The sequence below is a fragment of the Methylobacterium organophilum genome (assembly GCF_022179465.1).
Taxonomy (GTDB): domain Bacteria; phylum Pseudomonadota; class Alphaproteobacteria; order Rhizobiales; family Beijerinckiaceae; genus Methylobacterium; species Methylobacterium organophilum.
The window spans coordinates 11,024-25,669 of sequence record NZ_BPQV01000020.1; the positions used below are offsets into that span (position 1 = coordinate 11,024).

Consider the following 14,646-nt stretch of genomic DNA (forward strand, 5'->3'; position numbering starts at 1 on the left):
CCGTCGCCCAGGGTGGAAGGGGTTGAGGTGCGCATCACGCGGCCTCGGGGGCGGTCGAGGCGGAGGCCTTGGAGCGCGCTTCGGCGTGAACAATTGCCAGCCGCTCGAAGGACAGGTCATCGATCCCCTTCGCTTGCGCTGCTCCAACCAACCGAACCCAGTACTCGGGCGGGATCGAATTGCGCCTCTTCATCTCGGAGGCGGTCGATTGCCGAACTCCGAGAGTGCGAGCTACGGCGCTCGGTCCCCCAAGCGCGGCAAAGATGTCGGCAACCGTCTCCATGGCGCCAGACTACACGCATCATGTTGATTTGGTCAACATGATTGGTGTTGACACGATATGTGATGCTCGGCGCATGACGAGCACGATGGGTGAGCGCCTGCGCGGCGCTAGGAAAATGGCCGGCTTCAAATCCGCGATGGCAGCGGCGAACCGTTTTGGTTGGCCGCCCTCGACCTATGCAGCCCATGAGAACGGACAAAATCAGTACGACACTGACGCCGCGGCTAAATATGCCGCCGCTTTCAAAACCACGGCAGCCTATCTCCTGACGGGCGAAAGCTCGAAGAAAGAAGCGCCCCAAACCCAAGATCGTCTTGTAAAAATTGTTGGTATCGTAGGTGCCGGGTCATCAGAGGGAATTGAATTCTTATCAGAAGAAACTTTTCTTGGTTTTGCGCCGGTCCCTTCTACTTGGAATATTGATACTGTAGCTCTTGAAGTTAGGGGGAATTCAATGCGACCTATGGCATACGATGGATGGTATGTATACTATGACAAAGATGTTAATGGCATAACCCCAGATATGATTGGAGAGCCTTGCGTTATTTGGTTGGCCGACGGTCGCGTGCTCATTAAAATCCCACGCGCTGGCAGCGAGAAGAACCGATACAATCTTGAGAGCGTAAATCCGACCTACGACATTATCGAAAACGCTGAAGTGAAATCTTCCGCTTTGGTCACTGCATTCATTCCAAGAAGAGCTGCGAAGAAGATAATCGAAACATCTTCAGGCGAAGCATCTATATAATGTATCGATATAAATACTTTTTTATGACCGTATTTATACCGCTTGGCATATTTGCCATCGGTTATGGCCTGTGGAATTGGACTACTTCCATGGGTAGGAACGTGCTGATAAAACTCGCTCGGGAGCGAAGTCTGTGTCGACAGTCCGATTGCCTTGATGGATTAACTTTCGTTGAAAAGATAATTACTGAAAAGTACAGCATATCAAGCGAGCGACTAGAGTGGTGCCTTGGTGTTGATAACTGGCGTGCGACGCGTGTTTACCGAGGCGGCTTAATCAAAATGATTGTCGTAGATACGATGGACACCCCCTGTGGATTTCTGAAGGATCAGCAGGAGGGGACTCCACAAAACTAGCTCTGCGCGAAACAGCGCGGCAGCTTGCCTCTAAGCGGTTGTCCACCGCGGTTTTTGAGGCGCGAAAAATCAACATTATTCGTGTTGACACGTATCATGTTGATCCGTACGTTCACTCCATCGCCACCCCGCGATGGAGCCGCCCGTGTCCGCCATCTTCTACATTCAGACATCCATTCCGAAGCCGAGCGGTGGCCTGCTCTCGGCGCCGTTCCGCGTCCCGGCCGCCTCCCTTGAGGCTCTGGTCGATCTGCTCGCCGACGACGGCATCGTGATCGTCGAGCAGATGCAGCTTACGGTCGCGGACTCGCTTGGGCGGCAGGAGATCGTCGGTTCCCGGAAGATCGGGCTCGGCCTCTCGGCCATCCTCGCGATCCAGCCGTACCGCTTCACGCTGCGCGAACCCGTCTCGTCGAGGGCTGCGTGATGCTCGCCGCCTTCGTCATCACCGTCTGCTTCTCGGCCGCCGGGCTCGCCTGGGTCGCCGGCCGCATCCTGACCGGGGAGGGCTTCTGATGGCCGCCCTCGCCCTGGCGCCCGAGGCGCCCACCCACATCCTCCGCTACCGCTACCTCCTCGGCGTCGAGACCTGGCTCGACCAGCACCGGGTCGGCACCACGCTCGAAGGCGTGGTCGACGAGATCGGCGACATGCACGCCGGCTTCATCCTGGTCGCGGTGCACCGGCTCGACTTCGGCGCCGGCACGATCGCCGACGTGACCGCCGACGCGCTCCACGCGCTGGCGGCCCGGTGCGAGCAGGAGCGGGACGAGGCGCCGGTCGGCGCGCTCCCCGCCTTCGACCGGTACGGCGTGCCGCGGCCGCGCGAGTGGCCCGAGGAGGAGGATGCGTTCCGTCTGGAGCGACTCGGGCCGGCCGACTGCCTGAACTCGGGCTACGCGACGGGGCGGCGGTGATGCAGCCCGGCTCGCCCGACGCCCTCGCGGCCTCGATCCGCGACTTCCTTCGCCGCCTGGACGCGGGGTTCTTCGGGGACCTGCGCATCGGGCCGGCCCACGACCGCAGCGAGAGCGCGGTCATCATCGACATGCGCGAGCAGCTCGCGGCCTTCGAGGCCGGCTTCGCGCCAAGCCGGCGGGAGGCAGCATGAACCCCCTCGCGATCTTCCTGATGCCGTGGGCGATCTGGCTGTACCAGCCGCGCCCGCGCGACCTCCCCGAGAACGTGATCGACCTCGCCGACGAGCGCCGCCGGCGGGCTGCCCTTCCTGCTCGGAGGCTGTGATGTCGCAGTTCCTGCCCGGGATGCTCGTCATCCTCCTGATCGCGGTGCTGATCGTAGCGCCGGCTGTCTCGCAGCACCGATACGACACGCACCGGGTCGCCCAGGACGAAGGGGAGCGCGGCCTCGATGTCTGACCTCGCTGCCGCTCCCGACGCGCCCCTGATCTGGGCCACCCCCGCCGGCAACGGCCGCGTCGACATCCACCTGCCGATCACCCTGCCGGAGGGCCCGGCCATCGCCGTCGTGCACGCCGACAGCGATCAGACCCGCGCTTTCGCCCGCAGCCTCCTAGCGGCGGCCGGCGACGGCTTCGAGCGGACGATGAGCACGGAGGTGCGGTCGTGACTCGATCGCTCACCGCCATCGCACCGGAGCACTTAGCGCGCGATCTCGCCGAGGCCGGCTTTGCGGCGCCGTACAGCGCCGCCCGCGGGTTCGTCATGGACGCCACCGGCAAGACAGTGCTGCCGATCGGCCCGACGCCCTGGGCGCCCGGCCTGCGCCTGCAGCTCTCCGAGATGCTGGCCCGCGTGCTGACCGGGCTCGCCCAGGAGGCCGCCGTCAGCAACCCCTTCGATCCCGAATACCGGGCCGTCGTCAACATCGAGAGCCGAGCCCGATACCCGCTGCCGGGCGGGCTCAGCGACGCAGCGGAGTAGCGCCGTGAAGATCATCGAACTCACCGCCGAGAACGTGAAGCGGTTGAAGGCGGTCGCCATCCGTCCCGACGGCAACCTTGTCGAGATTAGCGGCCGGAACGGGCAGGGCAAAAGCTCCGTCCTCGACGCGATCTGGTGGGCGCTCGCCGGTCAGACCCCGATCCAGTCGGTCCCGATCCGCAAGGGCGAGGAAGAGGCCCGCATCCGCCTCGACCTCGGCGAGATCAAGGTGATCCGCACCTTCAAGGGACGCGAGGACGGCACCTTCTCCACGTCGATCGTGGTCGAGAGCCAGGAAGGGGCGCGGTTCCCGTCGCCGCAGAAGATGCTCGACAGCCTGCTCGGGCAGTTGTCCTTCGACCCGCTGGCCTTCACCCGTATGGACGGAAAGCGGCAGCTCGAGGCGCTGAAGCGCTTCGTCCCGGGTGTCGACTTCGCGGCGATCGAGAAGGCCAACCGGGTCGATTTCGAGAAACGCACCGACCTGAACCGTGAGGTGCGCACGCTCCGCGCCCAGGCCGCGGGCATCGTCGTCCCGGCCGACACGCCGGCCGAGCGGATCGACGATGCCGCTCTCGTCGCCGAGATGGAGCGCGCGGCCGAGCACAACGGACAGATCGAGCGCCGGAAGGCGAACCGAGAGGCCTTCGTCGCCGACGTTGATCGCATGCGGGAGGAGGAGCGGCGGATCGAGACCGATATCGCCCGCCTGCAGGCTTCCCGCGAGGCGCTGCAAACCAAGATCGCAGCGAAGGTCAAGCAACTGAACGAGGCCGAGGCGCTGCCGGCCCCGATCGACACGGCCAGCCTGCGGGAGCGTATCGCCGCCGCCCGTGAGGTGAACCAGGCCGTCGTCGCCCGCGAGCAGCGGGACCGGGTCGAGGCCCAGGCCCGCGCAGTCGAGGCACAAGCGGCCGCCCTCACCACGGCCATCGAAAAGCGCGCGGCCGAGAAGCGGACCGCCATCGAGAAGGCCGATCTGCCCGTGCCGGGCATCACCTTCGGCGAGGACGAGATCCTGCTGAACGGTGTGCCCTTCGATCAGGCCTCTTCCTCCGAGCAGCTCAGAACCTCCGTCGCCATCGCGATCGCGGCGAACCCGAAGCTCCGGGTGATCCGCGTGCAGGACGGGTCCCTGCTCGACGAGGAGGCCATGCGGATCCTGGCGGAGATGGCGGACGCCGCCGACTGCCAGGTGTGGGTCGAGGTGGTCCAGTCCGGCCGCTCCACCGCGATCGTCATCGAGGACGGCCAAGTGCGCGGCGCCATGCAGGTTGCTGCCGAAGCTGCGGAGTGACCCCCATGGAGATCATCGAGCACACCTCCGGCCGCGTGCCGGGCCCGGGCCTCTACCGGATGCCGGCGGCCGTCTACCACGCCGATCCCTGCCCGGAGCCGAGCCTCTCGTCTTCGGTGGCGAAGATCCTGGTCGCGCAGAGCGCCCAGCACGCCTTCGTCGCCCATCCGCGGCTGGGCGGCACGGTCGAGGAATCGGACCCGACCCGGCCGAAGGAGATCGGCACCGCGGTCCACAAGCTGATCCTCGGCCACGGCCGGGACCTCGTCGTCGTCGAGGCCGACGATTGGAAGAAGGCCGACGCCCGGGCCGAGCGGACGGCCGCCTACATCCGCGGCGACGCGCCGATCCTCCGGCCCGACCTCGACAAGGCCGAGGCGCTCGCCGGCCGGATCCGCAGCCAGATCGTGCAGATCCCGGACTGCGGCGGTTTCGCCGACGCGGACACCGAGCTTGTTGCCATCGCCCGCGACCGCTCCGGCTCCTGGTACCGGATCATGATGGACGCCTTCGAGCACCGGCTCGGGAGCGCCGTGATCTACGACGTGAAGACCTCCGACCAGTCGGCGGCGCCCCAGGACATCGGCCGGCGCATCGAGGGCATGGCGATGGAGGTGCAGGCCGCCTTCTACACGCACGTCATCGGCCTGCTCTGGCCGCAACTCGGCGGCCGGATCACCTTCCGCTGGATCTTCGGCGAGAACGACCCGCCGAACGCCGTCACCGTGGCCCAGGCCGACGGGCCGGGCCTGGAGATCGGCCGCCGCAAGATCGCGCTCGCGCTCCACCGCTGGCGCGAGGGCATGCAGACCGGGAACTGGCCCGGCTACCCGGGCGCGATCATCCGAGCGGACTACCCCGAATGGGCGGTCAAGCGCTGGCTCGAACGCGAGGAGACCGACCCGACCGTCCGCGACGTCGACTGGAGCCTCTCCAGCAGCCCGTTCCGCCCCCTCGACATGGGAGACGTCGCGTGACGTTCGCCTTCGCACCGGCCGTGCGCGATCGCGTCGGCCTCCTCATCGGGCTTGCCGGTGCGTCCGGCAGCGGCAAGACCCTCTCCGCCCTCAAGGTCGCCCGCGGTCTCGCCGGCGGCGACGACAGCCGGATCGCCTTCATCGACACCGAAGGCGGGCGCGGCAAGCACTACGCCCCGGCGCCCGGCGAGCAACCCGGGCCGGATCGCTTCGCCTTCCGGCACGGCGACATGCGGCCGCCCTTCACTCCGGAAGCCTACATCGCCGCGATCGCCGCTGCCGACGAGGCCGGCTTCGAAGTCATCGTGATCGACAGCTTTAGCCATTCCTGGGACGGCGATGGCGGTCTCCAGGATATGCACGACCGGCTGGTCGACGACGCCGTCGACCGTGCCCGCAAGCAGGCCGAGGAGAAGAACTGGCGCTTCGACGAGGCGTCCGCCCGGGACAAGGCGTCGATCGGCGCCTGGCGCGACCCGAAAACCCGGCACAAGCGCCTCGTCTCGCGCCTGCTCCAGTGCCGGGCGCACATCGTGATCTGCATGCGCGCCGACGAGAAGATGCGTATGGAGAGCGTCGAGGAGGGGGGGCGGAACGGCCGGACCTTCCGCAAGACGGTCATCACCCAGGCCAAGGACCTGCCCCCGGCCGAGCGCTGGGTGCCGATCGTCGAGAAGCGCCTGCCCTTCGAGTTGACGACGTCCTTCGTGCTGGCCCCGTCGGCGCCGGGCGTGCCCATCCCGATCAAGCTGCAGGAGCAGCATCGGCCGTGCGTGCCGCTCGACCGGCCGCTCGACGAGGCTGTCGGCCGCGCCCTGGCGGCGTGGGCGCGCGGCGGTGCCGACACGACGACAGCGACCCAGCCCGAGACCCGGCAGCCCAGCAATCGGGACCGCCTCTTCGCGGCGGCCCGGGCGGAGGCTGCGAAGGGATCGGCGGCGCTCTCCAGGTTCCGGGACGGCCTGGAAGAGCGGGCCGACCGCGCGCTCGCCCCGATCCTGGCTGAGCTGCAGCGGACCGCGGACGATGCCGATGCGGCCGACGACGACGGCTTCCCGGGCTTCACCGACCGCGTGCACGAGGGGGCCTGAGCCATGGCCCTGCCTCTCGCCGCCTACGGCATCAGCGTCAACGGCTGCGGAGATCCCCGGTGCAAATGCGGCAGCCTCATCGTGAGGCTGCATGACGCCCAGGGCGACGTGGCCATCGGGATCGTCCTCCCGAAGCCGCTCGCCGAAGAATTCGCGGCCGAGGTGGTGGCGCTCGTCCCGACGCCCCAGCCCGCCGACGCCGATGCGTCGCCCCTGTCCACCATCCGCTGCGAAGGCACCGCCTGATGAACGCCCATGCCCTCAGGCCGGACGGCGGCCACCATCTCACGCACCAGCAGGTCATTGCCCTCTTGGAGGAGCGCGACACGCTCATCGAAACGGTTCGGCAGCTTCAAGAAGCTCTGGCTCCGACCGTCGTCCTGCCGGCCGCGTGGCGGCTAAGCCGCAAGGAGGAGACGCTGCTCCGCGCGCTGCGCGGCCTCAACGGCCACGTGCTTCATCGCGAGCGGGCGATGCTCACGCTCTACGGCACCTGGGAGGATGCGCCCGATCAGAAAATCATCGACGTCTTCATCTGTAAGATCCGCCGCAAGCTGATGCTGGCGCAGGCCCGGATCACGATCGACACATCGTGGGGGCGCGGCTGGCGGATGACGCCGGAGGCCTGCGAGCGCTTCGATGCCGCCATTGAGGCGGACCGCCTTGCTTCGATCTATCAGGCCGCCAAGCAGGTGAGCGCCGCCTGATGCGCCCGCTCGTCATCGACCGTACTGCTCGCGGCACCGAGAACGACCGCATCGTACATCGCGAGGCGGGGCGCTTTCGGGCGGGCCGACGCCATTCGCCGGCGACCGAGATCGTTCCTGGACAGCGTCTCAGCCCTGACACTGAGTTCAAGCCCGGTCAGCCTGCACACAACAGGTTGGCGGTGGGCGCCGTTACGTTCCGCACGCGGAACGGAGCGTGCCGAGCGTTCGTGAAGATCGCTGAGCCAAGCAAATGGCGAGAGCGCGCTCTCGTCGTGTTTGAGGCGGCTCATGGCTCGGTTCCGAAAGGTTGCGTGGTTCACCACCGCGACCGGAACCCGCTGAACGACGCTCTTGAAAACCTAGTCGCGCTGACGCGAGCCGAGCATGCGCTTGAGCATGCTGCTGAAGTTCAGGCCGCAGGTTTCGGAAGTGAAGAGGCTCGACGTCGCGCTCGCTCTGCAAGGTTAGGCCGATGATCGCAGACCGACCAATCATAATAGATAGCTCCGCGGGAGGCGGCGGCGCCTCCGAGGGCATCCGGGCCGCCATTGGGGTCGCAGCCCTCTTCGTCGATCCGGCCGGCTGCTATGCCGGCTTGGACGGCGTCGAGACCTGGGGCGAAGAACGCGACGCGCGCGGTTATGCCGGCCCGTATCCGCTGGTAGCGCATCCGCCCTGCCAGCGCTGGGGCCGGTTCTGGCACGGCTCGACCCGCAAGCCGCATCAGCATCAGCTCGGTGATGACGGCGGATGCTTCGCTGCAGCGCTCGCCGCTGTCCGCCGCTGGGGTGGCGTGCTTGAGCACCCGGCAGACAGCCGCGCGTGGGGACCGGACTTCTTCGACCTGTTCAGACCGCCGCGCGCTGGCGGCTGGGTTCCCGCCGATTTCCTGGGTGGCTGGACCTGCCATGTCGAGCAGGGGCACTACGGACATTTCTCACGCAAACCGACATGGCTCTACGCGTTCGACGTGGAGCTGCCGTCCCTGAGATGGGGCCCGGGCGAGCAGCGCCTGCATCCGATCGCCCTGGAGCGTCACGGCTACACGAAGGCCCGTCGGATCGGCATGGCCGCGATGATCGGCGGCAAGCACAAGACCCGCATCCGCGAGGCCACGCCGGAGCCCTTCCGCGACCTTCTGCTGGCCATGGCCCGCACTGCCGGGCGCAAGTTTCCCATCCCCCAGGCAGCCGAGTGACCGCCATGGCCGAGAATAGCACCGCCGTGCAGCCGACGTTCCGCGCCGGCGATCACGTCTTGCATGCACCGACCGGCGAGACCTGGGTGGTGGCCTGGGCCGATCCGGCGACCAACGACCTGGCGTGGTGCGGCTGGCCGGACGGCATCGGTCGCCTCTCCGAATGCACCCTCGTGAAGGCCGCCAGCGACGCCGAGCACCAGCAGATGCTCCGCGATCTGAAGGCCTCCGGCGGCAGCCGCGCGGCCAAGGCGCTTCGCCTCTACGGCGAGCCGGCCGCCGAAGTCGCTACCCGCCCCGCCAACATCGATACGGGAGGGGACCGTGGCTGATCGGCCCATGATCTTCAGCGCGCCGATGGTGCGGGCCCTGCTCGAAGGCAGGAAGACTCAGACCCGGCGGATCCTAAAGCCGCAGCCGCCGGAATGGGCGACGTTTTGCCAGCAGCCCAAAATGCTCAACGTCGAGCATCGGTGGGTGCCGTCTGGGCTGTGGCGCTGGAGCGAACCGGAGCAGTCGCCGCGTCGGCCCCTGCGTCAGTGGCCCGTCGATGCAGATGGCGACCATTACTGGCTGCAGCCGGCTTGGTCCACCGGCGACCGGCTGTGGGTCCGCGAGAGCATTCGCGCGGAGGATTGCCACGAAACCTGGAACCATGGCGTCCGCTACCTCGCCGACGATGCTTGGGCGATGGTGGTCTCACATAACGAAGTCGAGTCCGACGCGTTCGGCCGCTGGTGGCTGCTCAACGGCTACCGGTCGGATGATCCGGATCTTACGGGCGGCCAGAAGGTCCCCTCCATCCACATGCCACGGTGGTCCTCCCGCCTCACCCTGATCGTCAAGGGCGTGAAGGTCGAGCGGCTTCAGGACATCAGCGAGGAGGACGCCATCGCCGAGGGTGTCCAAGCGATAGCTGGAGTCGATGGCGCCACGGCGATCGCCCCGACGCCAGCGCGTCACTTCGGAGCGACGCCAGTCGATGCCTTTGCAAGGCTCTGGGAGCACATCAACGGCGTAGGCTCATGGGACACGAATCCCTGGGTCGTCGCGATCGGCTTCAGCGTCTTCCGATCGAACATCGACGACACCCCCGTCCCTGACCGGACAGAACAGGGAGGCGGACGGTGAGTGCAAAGCATCGCAGACTTACCCGCCCCATCCTTTGCTTGCCGCGTCTGTGGAGCGTGCGCGTCGATGGGTTCGGCTCCGGCCCGTACGATCCGGTTGTTAAGGCGACAACCATGAGCGGCGCCCGCTATGCCGCCTTCAAGGCCCTGCGCGACGCCGGCTACTTTTCTGGCCGAGACGGCTTCCGGCGATTCCTGGCAAACGGGGTCGAGGTCTGGCCAGCAAATTTTTTGGAGGAAATCAACGCTCCGAGGATCGGAGGCGGACGGTGAGCGCGAACACGCTCCTCTTCCGCCTGCCGCGTGTCCTGCTCCGCACCGGCGAATGCCTTGTGCCGAGGGATCTCTCGTGGCGCCGCGCCGAGATCCTGCGCGCCCGCGGCTGGGCAAGCACCAACCCGTTCCACCAGCGCTGGCTCGGCAAGCTCACCCTGACGCAGGCCGGGCGCGCCGCTCTGCTTGCGGGCTCCAGTTCCCCATCCCCCACCCCCGCCGGTCGCTCCGGCAGCAACGCGGAGGCGTAGAGCCGATGAGCGCAAATCGCACTGAATACATGCGTATACGCGACAATCCCGAGGTCTGCGGGCCTGTCGTAGATCAGGGGGCAGGTTTTATCTCTATCGAGATCAAATCGACCGAGATCATTACTCGCACACCGGATGCCTTCGAGCCTGCGCCGCCGCCCGCGCCCGCCGCCGAACCGGCAACCGCCGAGACCGACGACGGCTGGGAATGGATGCTGGTCGAGGTCCTGGGGCATCGCCGGCATTCCGGGCGCGTCCGCGAGGAAGAGCGCTTCGGCGCCAAGCTCCTGCGCATCGACGTGCCGGTGAAGGGCGATCCGACCGCCCACGGCTGGCAGACTCACTACTACGCGCCGGCCTCGCTCTACGGCCTCACGCCCTGCACGCGCGAGGCCGCCTTCGCCGCCAACAAGCCCTACGAGCGCCCGTCGCGCCTCGCTCTCCCGGTTCCGCGGGACGAGTTCGGCGACGACATGCCCTTCTGAGGAGGCCTGAGATGGCGAAGCAACGCATCACCTTCGAGGTCGACAGCTCCAGGCTCTTCGACGCGATTCAGGAAATGGGCGGCGAGTGCGGCCTCTTGGGGCAGCGGCTTGTCGAGATCCTGCTTGCGCCGAAAGCTGCGGGTCTCCGCACCCAGGTCGGCACGGCTTTCTACGGCGTCACCCTCGTCGGCGCCGAGCTTGCGCCGGCCACCACCACCACGGAGGCCTGAGCCATGTTCAAGTCCCCCGCCGATCTAGACATCACGCCCGAGGAACACGCCGGCCTCATCGCCATCATGGAGCATCTGCGTAAGCCGCAGATCGTACACGTCATCTCGGAAGAATGGGATGACGCAGAGACTGGGGAGCCTACTGAGATGGGCTTCAACATGAGCATCTCGACCGGCCAAGCTAACGTGACCTTCGATTGTGGCTGTGTCGCCTGCATCGGCGGCCACCTGTCCCTGCTCCTGCAAGGAGTCTCGGTCCTAGACAACACAAGGGTCCGGCTGACTACCAGTCAGACGTCCGCTGCTGACTACTATGTCTTGAACAATGTGGCCCTCAGCGACCTCTTCATGCCGCCAGTTACTGAGTTATTCGGCGACTGCTGGCACCTCATCAAGCCAGCGACCGCCGCTGACGCCATCGAGAGCTTCCTGACCTGGGGTATCCCCGACTGGAAGGGAGCTGCGCGGAAGAACGGTCAGTCCCATCTCGTGCGGAGAGCCTGAGCCATGTCCACCGAACACGCCGCGGCCGAGGCCCGAGATCGGTCGGGACGCGTCACGATCCTCCCCACTGTGCTCTGGCGTGCACTGGATGCTGAGGCCGAGATCTGGGCGCAGGATACGAACATCGCCTCCTGGATCGCCAAGATGTCCAGCGACGCACGAACCATTGAGAAGCTGGACGCCATCGTTCGGCTTTGCTTCGAGGAGGGGTTCTATCGCGGCGCGGTAGCGGCCCGAGAAGGCCGGTCAATCACCGACAGCATCCAAGAGGCGCAGGAGCGTGCCGCCCCACCCGCGCCCACGGACGGGAAGCTGGCGGAGGATTGGCGCAAAGACCCCAGCGCCGACGACAGGTGGAACGCCGGCCTCGACTACGGGCAGCGGCAGCTCTGCGCTGTCTTGGGTGTCGACCCTGGTTCCGTGAGCTGGGACGCCGCGACGGAGACGCTGGACGGCGATGTGCGCTCTGTGATCGGCAATATCCTCACCGCCTGGGCAGGCGACGAGTGGCGCGGGGTCGCTTCTCCAGGGGAGAAGGTGCTGGGGGCCGGGTCCGCAGACTGGAAGCTGGTTCCGCTTGAACCGACGCCGAGGATGCTCGCTGCCGCCAGGGAGGCCATGAAGTCCTTCCATGAGGAAGTCACGGAGGGATGGGAGCGCTCCGGGTCTAGATCCGCAAACAGGCGGAAAGATCGTCTTCGCTACCGAGCCATGCTCGCCGCCGCCCCCACGACCTCGCCTGCCCCAACGGGGGTGGAGCAGGGATGGCAGCCGATAGCGACGGCGCCGCGGGACGGCTCCGAGATCGACCTGTTGTGGTGCGGACGCCGGCTCACCGGTTACCGCTGGGATGCAGAAGGCCGTGGTGGCGGGTGCTGGTCCGATGCCCGCGACGCGGATCGTGACTGGCGCGATCCGCGGTCTATCTCCGCGGATATTCCCACCCACTGGATGCCGCTGCCGGCGCCGCCCGCCCCCTCGCGCACAGCGGAGGGCAGCCCATGACGTCGCGTAGGTATGCCGCCGACACGTCGGTCTCGATGGACCGCAGCATCGCCGAGATCCGCACCATCGTGCGGCGCTACGGCGCCAACGAATTTCTGCACATGGAGAGCGACGGGCTGGCCGCTGTCGCCTTCACCATGCACGGCCGCCGCATCCTCTTCCGTGTGCCGATGCCGGATCCGAAGAGCCGAGAGTTCACCCACACGGAGACGGGGAAGGTCCGGGCGGCGAATGTCGCCGAGACCGCCTGGGAGCAGGCTTGCCGGGCGAGCTGGCGCGCGCTCGCCCTCGTCATCAAGGCGAAGCTCGAGGCGATCGAGGTCGGCATCGTCCTGTTCGAAGACGAATTCTTGGCGAACACGGTGCCGCCGGGCTCCAGCGTGACGTTCGGCGAGGCCGTGCGCACGAGCATGGCGATCGCGCACCAGGAGAAGAGCCTCACGCCCCTGCTGGCGTTCCTGCCGGGAGGATCCGATGTCGAGTGAGCGCACGCTGGCGGAGGAGATCGCCGAGGCCATCCGGAGCCAAGTCGTGCTCTTGCGGTTCGACGAGGCCGTGACGCTCGACGACCGCTTCACCCCCGACGAAATCGATTTGCTCTGCGCACGAGCGGCCAACGCGGTGATCGATGCCGGTTTGGCGGCTGATCTCAACCGCGCCCGGGAGCAGGACCTGAAGGAGAAGAACAATGCAGACCGCTGACCCGGCCCGCTTCGTCGTCCGATTTCCGGACGTGGCGCGCGAGCTCGGGGTTTCGCCCACGACGCTCCGCCAGATCTGCCGCGATGGGAAGGGGCCGCCGCTCCTGCGGCTAAGCCAGCGCTGCTTCGGGGTCCGCCGGGGCGAGCTCGATGCCTGGATCGAGAGCCGCAAGGTGGGCAGCCCATAGGTCCAGGGCGGCCCGCTTCTCCGGATTATAGAGGGCATAATTGTAGACGCCGGCGACCCCGGCCTTGGATCCCGACACGTGGTTGAGCACCGCCTCGACGACGTGCGGGAGCACCCCGATGTTGCCCATCCCGGTCGCGGCAGTCCTGCGCAGGTCGTGCAGGCGCCAATCCTTCACACCCGAGTCCTTGTCGAGCCTCGCCTTGGCCCGGCTGAACCCCTGGAAGCCACCAGAGCCGCTTCCGAAGACCAGCTCGCGGCCCTCGATCCGCGGCGCCTCGGCCAGGATCGCAAGGGCAGGGGCCGACAGCGGGACGTCGTGCGGCAGCCCGTTCTTGGTGCGCTCGGCCGGCAGATGCCAGATGCCGCCGGCCAGGTCCGCCTCGGCCCAGGGCATCTCGGCGACCTCGTCCCGCCGCTGGGCGGTGAGCAGGAGCAGCCGGACGATCCGGCCGAAATCGCCCTGCGGGAGCGCTTTCAGGATCGCCTTGAGCTCGTCCGTGCTCAACACGCGCTGCCGGCGCTCCTCGCGGATCGGCTTCCGGGTCCCGACGACCGGGTTCGCCTCGGCGACGCCCTGCTGGATCAGCCAGGTGTAGAAGGACGAGAGCGTGGTGCGCGCGCGGTTCGCGGCGTGCGGCCCGTTGACCCTCGAGATCTCGACCAGACGCTCGGCGACCTGGGCGCGGGTGACGCCCGTGACCGCGGTCTTGTGCAGCGGTGCCCAGCCCCTCCGGAGATAGTAGGTGGATTCGCCGAGTCCCTTCTCGCGCACGTTCGGCTTCAGCGCGTCGAGGTACTCGTCGAGCTTCGAGGCGACCGTCACCGCCGCACGCTTCCGCTCCTCCTCCCGCTTGGCGCTCAGGTCCTCGCCGAGGCGGACCCGGGCGAGCCGCTCGGCCGCAACCCGTCGCGCCTCGGTCGCCGAGAGGAGGCCGACCTTGCCCAGCGTCTCCCGCTTCGTCTGGCCCAGGCCGTTGCGGTATTGCACCACCCAGACCCGCGAGCCGCCGGCCGTCGCGCGCAGGCCGAAGCCCTTCAGATCGTCATCGAAAACGAGGAGGTAGGCTTTACCCTCGGGCACCTTAAGGGCTAAGGCCGTCTGGTTCGTGAGACGCATCTTCGTGTAAGCACCTTGTAAGCAGCAGATCTATCCTGCCGCTTGCGTGGCGAGCGATGCGGAGAGGGTATCAGGAAAAATGCGAGGGATATCAAGGGCGGAGGAAAGCCAGTAAGCGTCCGTTGGGGTCTATGATTTACGGACCATCTGGTTTACACGGAGAGGGTCGGGGGTTCGAGCCCCTCACCGCCCACCA

At 67.0% G+C, this 14,646-nt stretch carries 29 protein-coding genes; 26 read left to right on the forward strand and 3 right to left on the reverse strand.

Annotated elements, in window-relative coordinates:
- Positions 1–34 precede the first annotated feature (34 nt).
- The gene (locus MFF21_RS24135) at positions 35–283 is read right to left on the reverse strand and encodes a carph-isopro domain-containing protein (protein WP_373325086.1); all 249 of its coding nucleotides are present in this window, start codon (positions 281–283) and stop codon (positions 35–37) included.
- Between MFF21_RS24135 and MFF21_RS23295 the strand changes: the two genes are divergently transcribed.
- From MFF21_RS23295 to MFF21_RS23350, 13 genes are all read left to right on the forward strand, one after another.
- The gene (locus MFF21_RS23295) at positions 264–1,031 is read left to right on the forward strand and encodes an XRE family transcriptional regulator (RefSeq protein ID WP_238314984.1); all 768 of its coding nucleotides are present in this window, start codon (positions 264–266) and stop codon (positions 1,029–1,031) included. The two genes, MFF21_RS24135 and MFF21_RS23295, sit on opposite strands and share 20 nt — an antisense overlap.
- Positions 1,032–1,532: 501 nt before the next feature.
- Entirely contained in the window at positions 1,533–1,814 is a 282-nt protein-coding gene (locus tag MFF21_RS23300) for a hypothetical protein (protein WP_238314986.1), read from the forward strand.
- An 88-nt stretch (positions 1,815–1,902) separates the two neighbouring features.
- Positions 1,903–2,304, forward strand: a complete 402-nt coding sequence (locus MFF21_RS23305; protein WP_238314988.1) for a hypothetical protein — start codon at positions 1,903–1,905, stop codon at positions 2,302–2,304.
- Positions 2,304–2,498 (forward strand): hypothetical protein, encoded by a 195-nt coding sequence (locus MFF21_RS23310; protein WP_238314990.1) that lies wholly within the window; start codon positions 2,304–2,306, stop codon positions 2,496–2,498. Before MFF21_RS23305 ends, MFF21_RS23310 begins: the two co-directional genes overlap by 1 nt.
- Positions 2,495–2,632 carry a hypothetical protein gene (locus MFF21_RS23315; RefSeq protein ID WP_238314992.1) on the forward strand — a complete coding sequence of 46 codons (138 nt, stop codon included), beginning with the start codon at positions 2,495–2,497 and terminating at the stop codon, positions 2,630–2,632. Before MFF21_RS23310 ends, MFF21_RS23315 begins: the two co-directional genes overlap by 4 nt.
- The gene (locus MFF21_RS24020) at positions 2,632–2,766 is read left to right on the forward strand and encodes a hypothetical protein (protein ID WP_283206556.1); all 135 of its coding nucleotides are present in this window, start codon (positions 2,632–2,634) and stop codon (positions 2,764–2,766) included. Before MFF21_RS23315 ends, MFF21_RS24020 begins: the two co-directional genes overlap by 1 nt.
- Positions 2,759–2,977 carry a hypothetical protein gene (locus MFF21_RS23320; RefSeq protein ID WP_238314993.1) on the forward strand — a complete coding sequence of 73 codons (219 nt, stop codon included), beginning with the start codon at positions 2,759–2,761 and terminating at the stop codon, positions 2,975–2,977. The genes MFF21_RS24020 and MFF21_RS23320 overlap by 8 nt, the downstream gene beginning before the upstream one ends.
- Positions 2,974–3,291: a hypothetical protein gene (locus tag MFF21_RS23325; RefSeq protein WP_238314995.1), complete on the forward strand. Its 318-nt coding sequence runs from the start codon at positions 2,974–2,976 to the stop codon at positions 3,289–3,291. The genes MFF21_RS23320 and MFF21_RS23325 overlap by 4 nt, the downstream gene beginning before the upstream one ends.
- A 4-nt stretch (positions 3,292–3,295) precedes the next feature.
- Positions 3,296–4,588: an AAA family ATPase gene (locus MFF21_RS23330; protein WP_238314997.1), complete on the forward strand. Its 1,293-nt coding sequence runs from the start codon at positions 3,296–3,298 to the stop codon at positions 4,586–4,588.
- A gap of 5 nt (positions 4,589–4,593) precedes the next feature.
- Positions 4,594–5,565 carry a PD-(D/E)XK nuclease-like domain-containing protein gene (locus MFF21_RS23335; protein WP_238314998.1) on the forward strand — a complete coding sequence of 324 codons (972 nt, stop codon included), beginning with the start codon at positions 4,594–4,596 and terminating at the stop codon, positions 5,563–5,565.
- Positions 5,562–6,656: an AAA family ATPase gene (locus MFF21_RS23340; RefSeq protein WP_238314999.1), complete on the forward strand. Its 1,095-nt coding sequence runs from the start codon at positions 5,562–5,564 to the stop codon at positions 6,654–6,656. Before MFF21_RS23335 ends, MFF21_RS23340 begins: the two co-directional genes overlap by 4 nt.
- A gap of 3 nt (positions 6,657–6,659) precedes the next feature.
- Complete coding sequence (locus MFF21_RS23345) at positions 6,660–6,902, forward strand: hypothetical protein (protein WP_238315000.1); 243 nt, start codon at positions 6,660–6,662, stop codon at positions 6,900–6,902.
- Positions 6,902–7,363 carry a helix-turn-helix domain-containing protein gene (locus MFF21_RS23350; RefSeq protein WP_238315001.1) on the forward strand — a complete coding sequence of 154 codons (462 nt, stop codon included), beginning with the start codon at positions 6,902–6,904 and terminating at the stop codon, positions 7,361–7,363. Before MFF21_RS23345 ends, MFF21_RS23350 begins: the two co-directional genes overlap by 1 nt.
- Here MFF21_RS23350 and MFF21_RS23355 read toward each other — a convergent pair.
- Positions 7,333–7,656 carry a hypothetical protein gene (locus tag MFF21_RS23355; RefSeq protein WP_238315002.1) on the reverse strand — a complete coding sequence of 108 codons (324 nt, stop codon included), beginning with the start codon at positions 7,654–7,656 and terminating at the stop codon, positions 7,333–7,335. The two genes, MFF21_RS23350 and MFF21_RS23355, sit on opposite strands and share 31 nt — an antisense overlap.
- A gap of 21 nt (positions 7,657–7,677) precedes the next feature.
- Between MFF21_RS23355 and MFF21_RS24140 the strand changes: the two genes are divergently transcribed.
- The 13 genes from MFF21_RS24140 (at position 7,678) to MFF21_RS24145 (ending at position 13,331) form a co-directional block, all read left to right on the forward strand.
- Positions 7,678–7,842 carry an HNH endonuclease gene (locus tag MFF21_RS24140; protein WP_373325089.1) on the forward strand — a complete coding sequence of 55 codons (165 nt, stop codon included), beginning with the start codon at positions 7,678–7,680 and terminating at the stop codon, positions 7,840–7,842.
- Positions 7,839–8,564: a hypothetical protein gene (locus tag MFF21_RS23360; protein ID WP_238315003.1), complete on the forward strand. Its 726-nt coding sequence runs from the start codon at positions 7,839–7,841 to the stop codon at positions 8,562–8,564. Before MFF21_RS24140 ends, MFF21_RS23360 begins: the two co-directional genes overlap by 4 nt.
- A gap of 5 nt (positions 8,565–8,569) precedes the next feature.
- Positions 8,570–8,896: a hypothetical protein gene (locus MFF21_RS23365; protein ID WP_238315004.1), complete on the forward strand. Its 327-nt coding sequence runs from the start codon at positions 8,570–8,572 to the stop codon at positions 8,894–8,896.
- Positions 8,889–9,695: a hypothetical protein gene (locus MFF21_RS23370; protein ID WP_373325087.1), complete on the forward strand. Its 807-nt coding sequence runs from the start codon at positions 8,889–8,891 to the stop codon at positions 9,693–9,695. The genes MFF21_RS23365 and MFF21_RS23370 overlap by 8 nt, the downstream gene beginning before the upstream one ends.
- Positions 9,696–9,808: 113 nt before the next feature.
- Positions 9,809–9,967, forward strand: a complete 159-nt coding sequence (locus tag MFF21_RS23375) for a hypothetical protein (RefSeq protein ID WP_238315006.1) — start codon at positions 9,809–9,811, stop codon at positions 9,965–9,967.
- A complete protein-coding gene (locus tag MFF21_RS23380) occupies positions 9,964–10,218 on the forward strand; it encodes a hypothetical protein (protein ID WP_238315007.1) in 255 nt (84 codons plus the stop codon). Before MFF21_RS23375 ends, MFF21_RS23380 begins: the two co-directional genes overlap by 4 nt.
- 5 nt (positions 10,219–10,223) lie before the next feature.
- Complete coding sequence (locus MFF21_RS23385; RefSeq protein WP_238315008.1) at positions 10,224–10,703, forward strand: hypothetical protein; 480 nt, start codon at positions 10,224–10,226, stop codon at positions 10,701–10,703.
- Positions 10,704–10,714: 11 nt separating this feature from the next.
- A complete protein-coding gene (locus MFF21_RS23390) occupies positions 10,715–10,933 on the forward strand; it encodes a hypothetical protein (RefSeq protein WP_238315009.1) in 219 nt (72 codons plus the stop codon).
- A gap of 3 nt (positions 10,934–10,936) precedes the next feature.
- Positions 10,937–11,437 carry a hypothetical protein gene (locus MFF21_RS23395; RefSeq protein WP_238315010.1) on the forward strand — a complete coding sequence of 167 codons (501 nt, stop codon included), beginning with the start codon at positions 10,937–10,939 and terminating at the stop codon, positions 11,435–11,437.
- 3 nt (positions 11,438–11,440) lie between these two features.
- The gene (locus tag MFF21_RS23400; RefSeq protein WP_238315011.1) at positions 11,441–12,442 is read left to right on the forward strand and encodes a DUF551 domain-containing protein; all 1,002 of its coding nucleotides are present in this window, start codon (positions 11,441–11,443) and stop codon (positions 12,440–12,442) included.
- On the forward strand, positions 12,439–12,927 hold the full coding sequence (locus MFF21_RS23405; RefSeq protein WP_238315012.1) for a chalcone isomerase family protein: 489 nt from the start codon (positions 12,439–12,441) through the stop codon (positions 12,925–12,927). The genes MFF21_RS23400 and MFF21_RS23405 overlap by 4 nt, the downstream gene beginning before the upstream one ends.
- A complete protein-coding gene (locus MFF21_RS23410) occupies positions 12,917–13,144 on the forward strand; it encodes a hypothetical protein (protein ID WP_238315013.1) in 228 nt (75 codons plus the stop codon). Before MFF21_RS23405 ends, MFF21_RS23410 begins: the two co-directional genes overlap by 11 nt.
- Complete coding sequence (locus MFF21_RS24145; RefSeq protein WP_373325088.1) at positions 13,131–13,331, forward strand: helix-turn-helix transcriptional regulator; 201 nt, start codon at positions 13,131–13,133, stop codon at positions 13,329–13,331. Before MFF21_RS23410 ends, MFF21_RS24145 begins: the two co-directional genes overlap by 14 nt.
- On the opposite strand, the gene MFF21_RS23415 is transcribed toward MFF21_RS24145, so the two are convergent.
- Positions 13,254–14,414 carry a tyrosine-type recombinase/integrase gene (locus MFF21_RS23415; protein WP_238315014.1) on the reverse strand — a complete coding sequence of 387 codons (1,161 nt, stop codon included), beginning with the start codon at positions 14,412–14,414 and terminating at the stop codon, positions 13,254–13,256. The two genes, MFF21_RS24145 and MFF21_RS23415, sit on opposite strands and share 78 nt — an antisense overlap.
- Positions 14,415–14,646: the final 232 nt, after the last annotated feature.